General features: G+C 67.6%; 4 protein-coding genes and 1 pseudogene. 3 read left to right on the plus strand and 2 right to left on the minus strand.

The features are described from left to right. Positions 1-252: 252 nt before the first annotated feature. The gene (locus tag ACYVPE_RS25845; protein WP_461036109.1) at positions 253-624 is read right to left on the minus strand and encodes a hypothetical protein; all 372 of its coding nucleotides are present in this window, start codon (positions 622-624) and stop codon (positions 253-255) included. A 340-nt stretch (positions 625-964) separates the two neighbouring features. After that, positions 965-6,217, minus strand: a complete 5,253-nt coding sequence (locus tag ACYVPE_RS25850) for a sacsin N-terminal ATP-binding-like domain-containing protein (RefSeq protein WP_461036110.1) — start codon at positions 6,215-6,217, stop codon at positions 965-967. Between the two features lie 536 nt (positions 6,218-6,753). On the opposite strand from ACYVPE_RS25850, the gene ACYVPE_RS25855 reads away from it, so the two are divergent. From ACYVPE_RS25855 to ACYVPE_RS25865, 3 genes and pseudogenes are all read left to right on the plus strand, one after another. Beyond that, positions 6,754-9,927 (plus strand): DEAD/DEAH box helicase, encoded by a 3,174-nt coding sequence (locus ACYVPE_RS25855; RefSeq protein ID WP_461036111.1) that lies wholly within the window; start codon positions 6,754-6,756, stop codon positions 9,925-9,927. Positions 9,928-10,206: 279 nt separating this feature from the next. After that, positions 10,207-10,296, plus strand: a pseudogene (locus ACYVPE_RS25860) (hypothetical protein); the annotation flags it as partial. Positions 10,297-10,622: 326 nt separating this feature from the next. After that, on the plus strand, positions 10,623-10,832 hold the full coding sequence (locus tag ACYVPE_RS25865; protein WP_461036113.1) for a hypothetical protein: 210 nt from the start codon (positions 10,623-10,625) through the stop codon (positions 10,830-10,832). Positions 10,833-10,928: the final 96 nt, after the last annotated feature.

Genomic DNA, 10,928 nt, shown 5'->3' on the forward strand with positions numbered 1-10,928 from the left:
GTCGACACCCGACCGTAGAACGCAAACCGAAGACCACCAGTCGCAACCTGCCCACTACCGAATCTACGCAACGGCGACATATCCATCCGGACAGCGGCCCCTCCCCCATCCCTGAACCAGACCGGTCGCCACTCGGCTCCCCAACCGCCACGACACCACCACCCGTCCACGAACGCTCTCCGCTCTGAACCTGGTGGTCGGCATGCGCCGCCATGCCACTGCATGAGCAGAATCACCCATACCGCCGAAAGATCATCTGACAGTGAGGCCGTCGCGCCGGGCGAGCCGGGCAGTGACTTGTTCGAACTCTGCGGCGTTCATCTTGTCGAAGTCGTCGAGGCTGATGCTGGCCGGGGAGGCCACGAACCTGCGGAACTCCTCTTCCCGCAGAGCTATGCAGTGCGCCTGATCCCGGTGCTCATCGAGCGCGTTGGCGAGCCGGATCTCGGCGTTGTCCAGGCGGAGCATGAGGTCGCCGATTTGATCGAGCTCGGCCGGCGGCTCGACCTCACGCCCGTATCGCGCGGTGAGGTCATCGCCTGCGATCTCCTGCAACGTCCACCACAGGTTGGCGGCCTTCCGCTCGGCCTCTCCCGCTTCGCACAGAAGGTACGCGAGATGCACTGGCAGCTTCTTGTTGGCTTCCTACAGGGCAGCGTCCGTAGGGCCCGATGACGAGCTGGAAAGCTGGCGGGCTTGGTCGCGCTCCTGCTGAAGGTGTTCCCCGAGCTCCTTGAAGTCCCAGAAGGTCTGCAAGGCGAACCACCCCTCGGCGTGATGATCCGCGCGTACCCGTAAGCGTCTGGCCGGGGGCTGATGCCGGGCTCGGCGGCGGCGAACGATGGCCGGTTCGCTCAGATGAACTCGGCGACGTGGCGCTGCCTGGGCTCCAACGGGGCCGGGAACCCAACTGCCTCGTCACGCAGCTCATTGTCCGGGATGGGCGCGGATCGGCCTCATTCGCCTACGGGGAGGGTTCTGGCTCCCCGGGTGGCAGTTCGAAGCGCAGACGCATCGCGGTGCCGACGAGGCGGTAGCCGCCGAGACCAGGGGCACTGAACGGGTTGGGGAGGGGCGTGATGCGTCGGTGGGTGCGGTCGAGGACGTGGGAGACGTAGACGATGGTGTAGATCTCGTCGGGGCGGAGGTGACTGGCTCGTTCGACTTCGGACTCGCCGAGTTCGAACTCGCGGCGGTTCTTGGTGGAGGCCTTCACCTCGTACAGGAAGGTCCGGTCGCCGTCGTGGACGAGGAAGTCGTAGCCGAGGCTGTCGTCGCCTGTGCCGTCGGCGAGGACGTGCTGGCGTAACCCGGACTTCCAGGATTCCTCGCGGGGGACGCCGTACTGCCGCTCCAGCCAGGCGGCGACGGCCACCTCCCCCGCGAGTCCGACGGCCCTGTCCCTCTGGATGTCTTGCGGAGGGACCCGGTACGCCCCTCCGCGTCCGCCGGACGCGGAGGTGGTTCGTTGCCTCGGGAAGGCGGGGGGCGACGGTGTCCCGGGCTGTGGGGAGGCGGCCAGTTGGTCGGGGGTGAGGTCGGCGGCGACCTGTCGGGCGAGGTCGCGCAGGTGGTCGGGGCCGATCGGGACGGAACGGCCGTTCAGAGGGAGTGACGGGCCCGACGGCGCGGCGGGGAGCGGGGTGCTACCGACGGGTGGGCTCGGCGGGAGGGGTGGGGGTTCGTGCAGGCCGAGGTCGGCTGCCCGGTCCGTGGCGGGCATGCCCTCGGGCCAGTGACCGTGGGTCTGGAGCCAGGCGATGAGCGTACGGGTGCCGATCGGCTCGAAGTCGAGCAGGCCTTCGGTGTCCATGGCAGATGCGACCTCGGTGGCGGATGGCAGGGAGGACGCCTCGCGGCCCTGGCGGTGGAGCCAGGCTTCCATGCGGACGCGCAGGCGGGGAAGGCGTGTGTGGATGGTGTCGACGCAGTTCTCGCGGATCTCGGCCACCGGGCGCGGGTGGTGTTGCCGATCCGGTGGCGGGGGCAGGTGCGTGACGGTCCATTCCTCGGCGTGGGCGTTGAGGAGATCGACAGGAAGGTCCCAGTGTTCGAGTCCCCACCGGGGGTCCGGCTGCAGTCCGGGGAGCGAGCGCAGCCGGACGTAGTCCGTAAGGGGGGCGCCGGCCTTGTGCGTGGCATCGTAGGCGTCGCGGACGCGGTCGGCCAGGCGGGCCCGGTTCTGCTGCAACCAGGCCTGGAACTGGCGTTGGTGGGTCTCCGCGTTGTCGACGGTCGGCAGGCCCAGTGTCTGCCAGGCCCGGTTGGCCTCGGCCAGGGGCACTCCCAGCGCGGTCAGCGTCCGCTGCCGGTCGTCCTCCTCCACGAGCCCCAGCAACTGGTCGGCGCGGTCGACATCGAGCCGTGCGACCAGCCAGTCGTGGAGTTCGCCGCGATCGTGCAGGCTCTCCTGTCCGCGTTGCAGTTCCTCGGCGAGGGCGAGGTCGACGCAGGCGAGTAGGGGGACGAGTCGGGCACTGCCGGAGCGGATCGAGGCACGATCGGCGAGGACCGCCTCCAGGCGCTGGTGTGGGATGGCGAGTACAGAGGCGATGTCCGCCTCGGTGACGTCCGCGACGGTCCGGCCCACGCGGTTCAGTTCGATGAACGCCAGCTGTACCGCCGTGCTCAGGTACGGGGCGCCGATCAGGGTGCTCAGTGCGGTCGCGGCGGTCTCCAGCACATGCCAGTCGGAGCGCTGCCGGGCGCACACCGCGACGAGGCGGGGTTCGTCCGGATCGTCGTGCAGAAGGGAGCGGTCGGCGCCGGAGGCGTCGAGGGCGTGACCGGCGATATGGGTGACCACGGTCTGCGCCACGACGACGCCACAGGATCGAAGCCGTTGCCTGACGCGGCCTGCGGCGGGGACCCTGGCGCGGGAAGACCGCTCCTCGTCGAACTCGACCAGCGCGACGATGAGGGTCTCCAGCCAGGGCCCGGCCAGGGCGAGCAGAGGTACCCGGGGTGCGTCGACGATCGGCAGCTGGTCGACCCGGACGTCGAGTTCCGCCTCGCTTGTGGGACGGGTTACGAAACGGCCCTGCGCCTCCAGGTGCTCGTGGACGCGCTGGCCCAGAGCCCGATCGTCGACCGGGAGGACGGGCAGGGGTGTCTGGTCGAGCAACCTGCGCTGCTGGGTGCCGCGGATGTCGGCCACGTAGACCGGCTCGGGCTCGGACTCGGCGGTGAGGACATCCACTGTCCCGGCCCGGCTCACGAGGAGGTCGGGGAGGATCCCGGATCGCCACCCGCTGCCGAATCCGTCCGAAGGAAGGAGATCCGCCCAGGCCTGTTCGTAGGCTCGGCGCAGCAGATGCCCGAGGCGTCCGTGGCGTAGCCGGGGCATGCGGTGGAGCAGGGCGGGCAGGTGGCGGAGCCGGTCCGCGGCGGTCCCGGGGTCGTCCCAGCGGCGTACGCCGAGCAGTTCCAGGCGTTTGAGCACGCGGTCCGATTGCCGTCTGCGCAGCGCGGCGGATGCGACGGTGAGGAAGGTGGGCGGTGCCTCCGCCAAGGCCCACCACCATGCCTGGTTGGCCGTGGTGAAAGCTGGGGCGTTTTCGTCGTCGCCCGTCTGGGGAATCCACGGCGCTCGGCTCAGGAAGGCCGCCAGCGGGGTGGGCCACGGCGTGCCCTTCTGGTCCGAGCCGCCCGTGAAGCGGAACTCGAGTGCCTCTGGGACCCAGGTGTCCAGGCCGTGGACGATCAGTTCGGCGTAGAGCCGACGGCTCTCCTCGTCGAACGCGGCGTACTCCCGCTGGCCGGGGAGCATGGCCACCCTCCTGCGGGTCGGGCGGTACTCGACGGTCAGGTAGAGATCGTCGCGGCGCTTGGGCCAGCGCTGGGCCGTCGACTGCCATTGGGCCCGCTCGTCAGGGTCCAGCTTCAGGGCCCACAGTCCGGGAAAGAGGGAGGGTCGGTTGAGATACTGCCCCTTCACCGCCTGGAGCGTTGCCACGTAGCTCGGTAGCAGGCCGTGGCGGACGCCCTGCTGTTCGAGGAAGCGCCGCAGGGTCTGCGCGTCGGTGCGGGTGCCGGCGCAGATGTCCTGGGCGGGGCGGACGACCCGGTCGGCGGCAGAGACGAGGTCACGGGAGACAGCCTCGGTGCGGTCGAGGAAGCGGGCAAGCGTCCGGTCGATCCCGCCGTGCCCGCCTGCCCAGCCCTCTCCGAACATGGCCCCCCTGGCGGGCACCCAGCCTTTGCGGCCCGGCACCAACAGCCCGTTGATCACGGGCCGCTTGCCGTGCCGTTCCGGGGACAACGCCCACAGGGCGCAGGCGAACAGGAGGTGCTCGCGTAGGGCCTCGTCGTCCTCACGAACCTTGCGCATGGCATCGCCCAGCACGTCCAGGAGGGCTTGCGGGCTGTAGTCCCGTACCAGCCCCTGTTCCTCCAGCCAGGTACGGCCGCGGGAGCGCCGGCTGGTCTTCCGTCCTGTCCAGGCGATCTCCGTGTGGACGAAGGAGATGCTCTTCGCGAGTCCGAGTGGTAGGGCGGACAGTGTGGCCGACGGGCCGTCCGAACGGCGGAAGAACAGCCGGGGATTGCCGGCCGGAGCCCGCTTCCCGTCGACCGTGAGGACGATCTTCTTCCCCTTCAGTTCCTCGCCGGTGCGCGCGAAGCAGACCGAGAGGTCGTGGTAGTAGTCCGCCCACCTGCCCGCGTCGAACTCCTTCTCGGAGAGGTCCGAGGCGACGCTCTCCGCCCAGCCGGCGAGCACGGAGACGTGCGGGAGGAGCCCCTGCGTACGGGCCGCGCCCAACGCGACCAGCCGGTCGACGCGCAGGGGATGCAGCCGCGTGTCGATCAGCTGCTGAACCCCGGCGGCGGCCACGGCCTGCGGTGTGAAGACGCGGGCCCGATCGGGGCCGTGCCACAAATAGCCGTACCGGTACGCGGTGCGGGCGCCCGCTGGGTGCAGTACCGGCATGAACGGCACGTCATCGAACTCACGGCCTCGCGTCTTGAAGGCCAGCTCCAGGCGCCGCATCTGATCGTGCTCCCAGCACATCAGGTCGACTAGGGCGCCCGCGGGCATCGTGACGCGGCCCTCATCGACCAGTACAGCCGCCCGCGCGCAGGCCTCGGCCACGGTGTCGAGCAGCAGCTCGTTCCAGCGCGTCGACTCCGCCATGGTGCGCCGACTCACGTCCGTGTGGAAAGGAGCGTTGAGGAACCCGCGGACCGGGCAGGTCGGCTGTGCGCCCATGGGCAGGAACGTGTAGAGCCTGCCGCGCTTCAGCGGCTCGCCTGCCGGCACCGCCATACTGACCACGGCCGAGTCGCCCAGGGCCTGCCAGTCGTCCGTCAGCGGTCCGGTTTCGACGTCGGCGGCGATGGCTTCGTGAGCGCGCTCACTGTCCACGGCGGCCGTCACCATGATCAGGCGGGCGCGACGGCGCAGGGTGATCTGCTGGATCTTCAGGCCGCGCGAGGTGAAGAGCGACTCCACCTTGCGTGTGTAGACGTTCGGGCGCCCCCGGCCGCCCACCCTGTGCGTCACGGACACCTTGCCGAGGCGGTCCAGGAAGAGTTCGAACGGCACCCCGTCGTCGGTCAGTTCGCTCAGCTGGCGTACCGCTTCCTGGCGCGCGTCGGCGTTTCGCAGCGGGATCCGGACCACGGTCACCAGTCCACGGCGGCGGAAGGGCAGCACCGCGGCCGGGATGTCGTCCACCGGCACCGGGACCTTCAACGACGAGAGGTTCGCACGTAGCTGACCGGCTGCCTCCGGGCGGTCGGGCGCGACCTGGTGCGCCAGTCGGTCGATGTCCTCGTCCCGGGCGAAGCGGAAGCAGAACCCGTCGAAGGTCTTGGACGTGGCCCGCACGACGCTGTACAGCTCGGGTGCGGCGGTGAGTTGCAGGACGCTCTTGAAACCGACGCCCTTGTGGCCAATGCCCTCGTCAGGGCGCTTGCTCGACAGGCCGATGCTGCACAGCGCCTCGAAGTTCTTGGGTCCGAGCGGCCTGCCAGCATTCGCCACGTACAGGACACCATGTTGGCCCTCGTCCTCGTCGAGCACGATCTCGACGCGGCCGACGCCGTCGCGGGCGGGGTGCGCGTCATGCGCGTTCTGGAGCAGTTCGACGAGCACGCGCCCCTTGTACTCGGGCGAGAGCATCCGTTCGGTGACTTTCTTGATCTCCAGAGCAGCGCGCCGTCCGCGCTTCAGGTCGTCCAGGCACCCCTCGGCCTCCATGACCGCCGTCGCCACAACCTGCTTGCGCCTCGCCGAGCCGCCGGCGCCCGTGGACCGCCTCACCCGCCGCTGTCCGTCGATCACTGTTCCCCCCTAAGCCCCCTGAACGTACTGATGCCGACGATACGGGTGACCGCTGACATTCGGGCGCACAACCCGGAGCACGACGGTCGGCGGGGGCTCTTGGCCTCCGCCGCCCGGTATCAACGCCCTCGAAGATCCCATCCTCCGCCCGAGCGGCGAAGACATCATTCCTTCCTCAAGCACGTCCCGTCGAGCGATCGAGTCACCACCCAATAAACCTTTCTACGTATAGAGGTGGGGCGACTTCTCTCGTCCGCGCGGAGGCGGCGGCGTCTCCGTGGCGCCCGGTCAGGGCCCAGTCTCACCGAGCGCTGGAGCAGGTCACCCGGCATATGGGGTGCGATAGTCGACTCATGGGTGTATATCGATTGAATCCCTACTGACGTGTTGTGAGGGGCGCGGTAGTCGGATGGCGGCGCTGGGGCGACTGAGCTGCCAGTCCCGACGGGTGAGGAACAGGAGCACGTGTGCACGTCGCGACCAGCAATGTGTGGGCCCAGCAGACCGTCTTCGGCCGCAATACGGTGCGCCAACTACTGGTGCCGTCAGGCACCTTGGATGTGCTGGAGGCAGCCACTGGACTAGAGGTAGCGAGCGAGCAGGGCAGATGGCCGGCGATACGCGCCGGAGGCGGAGAGCCTGAGCAGCTGACGGCTGTCATACCCACCGTCAGAACGAGCGGGCGTGTGGGATGGGTCGGCGACACGGTACTTCGCCCGCCGCAGACGGTGCTGGCCTCGTTCGTTGACGGCATCGGGTTCCGCGACCACACCGAACCGCACGCGCTGCGACGTCCCCAGATCGGTGCACTGCACTCGGTGATCGGCTACTGGGCCTCCGGAGTAACCGCTCCGGGAATCGTGGTGATGCCCACCGGAACGGGCAAAACAGAGACGATGCTCGCGCTGCTCGTGGCCGCCCGACCCGAGCGTCTGCTGGTGCTGGTTCCGACCTCGGCGCTGCGTGATCAAATTGCGGCGAAGTTCGAGTCGCTCGGCATCCTGCACACACACCAGATCGTCACCCCGGGCGTGATGCGGCCCGTGGTGGGCAAACTCCAGCACGGCTTCCACGACGCAGCCGATGCTGCGGCATTCGCCTCCGCCTGCAACGTGGTAGTCGCCACCCCACACGCCCTTCAGGCCTGTGAGCCGGAATCTCTCGACACCCTGCTGGCCGCGTTCACTCACCTGGTGGTCGACGAGGCCCATCACGCGCCGGCGCCCAGTTGGTCGCGCGTGGTCGATAACTTCGCCGACCGGCGTGTCCTGCTGTTCACCGCCACTCCGTTCAGAGAGGACGGGCGCCCCGTGCCCGGGCGGACGATCTTTCGGTTCCCGTTGCGGGAGGCCCAACGCGATGGGTACTTCACCTCGATCAACTACCGGGCCGTGCTCAGCATGGAGGACACTGACCGAGAACTCGCGCAGCTGGCGGTGGGACAGCTGCGCCAGGACCGGACGGCAGGGCTCGATCACATCGTGATGGTGCGGGCGAGAAGCATCGCGCGGGCCAAAGAGCTCGGCGAGCTCTATCAGGCACTCGCGCCAGACATGAATCCAACCGTTCTGCACGAGAAGGTGTCGGCCAGAGCACGGCGTACGGCGCTTGCCGCTCTGACAGATCGGTCGTGCCGGATCGTGGTCTGCGTCGACATGTTCGGCGAAGGCTTCGATTTGCCGGCCCTGAAGATCGCCGCACTGCATGACGTGAAGAAGAGCCTCAGCCCAATGATCCAGTTCATCGGGCGATTCACCCGATCCACTTCCGCAGGCTCGACGATCGGAACGGCCTCGGTGTTCGTGGCCCGTGATCCGTCGGTAGCGCTGTCACCACTGCGTGAACTGCTACGCGAAGACGCGGACTGGGACACAATCCTGCATGACATCACCGAGCGAGCCACGGCGAGCGTCGAGGAAATCAGCGACTTCGAGGCGTCCTTCACCGATGCCCCAGAAGAGGTGTCGGTCACAGTGCTGGAACCCAAGATGAGCGCCATCGCTCACCGTGCTCCCGGCCACACCTGGGCTCCCGAACGGGCGTTGGAGGTCTACGGCGAAGGACGGGTCCTGGACAGCACCATCGCGGTCAACACCACGTCCACTGTTGCCTGGTTCGTGGTGGAGAATCGCAGCGAAGTCCGCTGGGGAGCCCCGCAAGCCCTGGAGCAGGTCACCTACGAGCTGATCGTCATGTACTTCAGCCGTGCCCGAGGCCTGCTCTACATCCACGGCTCGAACAACACCGGTGACTACCGGGAACTCGCCCAAGCCGTCTTGGCCGTGGACTCCCGGCCGGTCACCGGTATGCCGACCTTCAGGGTCCTGGGCCACATGGAGCGCCTGATCCCCACCAACGTGGGCCTGCTGGATTCACGGGACCACTTCAACCGGTTCTCCATGCATGTGGGAAGCGACGTCTACGAGGCGCTGACCACCGCCGACCGGCAGGGCAAGAGCCAGACTCACATCGCCGCCTCTGGATTCCGCAACGGGGAGAAGACCACCATCAGCGCCGCCTTGTCCGGACGGTTCTGGTCGATGCAGACAGCCTCCAACCTCAAGGCCTGGACCGACTGGTGTGACGAGCAGGGGGCCAAGCTCACCGACACCAGCATCGACCTGGCCAGCGTCATGGAAGGGTTCATCTTCCCCGAGGACCTCACCGAACGCCCCGAGGGCGTACTCATCGCTGCCGAATGGCCCTGGCCGCTGTTCACCGGCAACGGGCCCGGCCCCCAGATCTCCCACGGCGACACCGCCTACCCCGCCATCGACGTCGCCCTGGAAGTCACAGACCACTCACCCACCGGCCCCTTCCGGATCCGCCTGACCACTCCTGCCTGGCAGATCGCCTACAGCGCCGACTTCACCGACACCGGACTGACCTACTCTCCCGACGAGTTGGACGGGCGTGTCCGCTCGGGAATCCATGACTATGCGCTTGAGGAATGGATCAATCGGAACAAGCCCACTCTGTTCCTGGTAGGCGACAAGATGATCACCGCCGAGGACCGGCTGCTCGCTCCACGTAAGGACCTCGCCCCCTTCGACCCAAGACGACTGACCATCCTCAACTGGGCCGGAGTGGACATCCAGAAGGAGTCGCAGACTGCCACCCGCGAACCTGATTCCATCCAGGCCTACATCTCCGCCCACCTGCAGCAGTCGCAGGAGTTCAACATTCTCATCGACGACGACCGCGCCCGCGAAGCAGCCGACTTGGTCGGAATGAAGATCGACGGCGACGAACTCGTCGTCACCCTGGTCCACTGCAAGTACTCCTCCGAGCCGGCCCCCGGCGGCCGGGTGGCCGACCTGTACGAACTGTGCGGCCAAGCCGTCCGCGGTGCAAAGTGGCGGCAGGACCACTTGGGCCCGCTCCTCAACCACCTGGACCGACGCGCCAGAAGCTTCCGAGCCCGCACCGGAGTCTCACCCTTCGAAGTCGGCAGCATCGAGGAGCTCTACCGGATCCGGGAACTTGCCCCGCAGTTGCGGCCGCGCGTCCACACCGTGCTCGCCCAGCCCGGGCTGTCCGCATCTGCTTGCACCGAGGAACACCTGCGGCTACTGGCCGGCGCCGAAACCTACGTCCACGCCCTTACCCGGGGCACGTTCACCGTGTACTGCAGCGCCTGAACTCATTCGACGGGCCGACCGCCCTGTCGCATCCGCACGAGCATGACCGAGCCGGATAGGCAGTCCTGTCCATGCCGTTTCGTCACCGGGCTCCTCGCGCCGGATCAACGACAGGAACTGATCAGCAGCGACCGAAACAGAGCTAGCTCGCCACACCTCTGACCACTTTGAGAAAAGTAGGCATCTCTGCCCCTTCCGTATCAGATACTGCTTTGACTCTCGGTAGTCGCACGCGTATGCCGTCCCGGGAGCGGGGTTGGGGACGATGCCGGGAGTGAGATGCAGCTGACGCATGCCGAAGTGATCAACTTTCGCGCCCTGGAGAGGGTGGATGTCCGGATTGATCCGAAGGCCACCCTCATCGTCGGGCGCAACAACAGCGGCAAGACGTCATTCGTCAGTCTCTTCGAGAAGTTCTTCGGCGAGGAGGACACGAGGTTTCGTCCTGGAGGACTTCTCCACCTGCCGTATCGCCGACATCGAGCAGGCGCGGCAGATCTTCAGCGAGGCTCAGGCGCATGCCGGTCGTGGCGACAACGAGAAGAGCGAGGACCTGCTGGCCAAGGCCTACGACCTCATCCCGGCCATCCGCTTGGCCCTCACCATCGAGTACACGGAAGACGACGACCTCGCGCCGCTCACGGGCGTGATCCTCGCCCCTGGACGACACCTGTTTCGAGGTCAAGATCGAAGCGGTGGTGGGGGTGGCCCGCCCGCACGAGTTCCTCAAGGACTTCTGGTCGGCCAGCCAGCGGGAGCCCTTCGACCGCATCAAGTGGCTGCGCAAGAACTTCTCGGACTACTTCGCGCCGGCCTATCGCGCGGTCAGCCCCTTGGACGAGAACGTCCGCAAGGAAACCAAGCGCGGCGCCGCCGAGTCCATCCTGTCGGTCAAGTTCGTCTAAGAACTCCTAACGAAATGATCTTCGAGGTGGTTGGATCACTCCGAGGTCGATGATGTGGGGGTGCGGGGTGGTGCGGCCGAAGCCGTGGGAAGTCGA

The sequence above is a fragment of the Streptomyces mayteni genome (assembly GCF_054783955.1).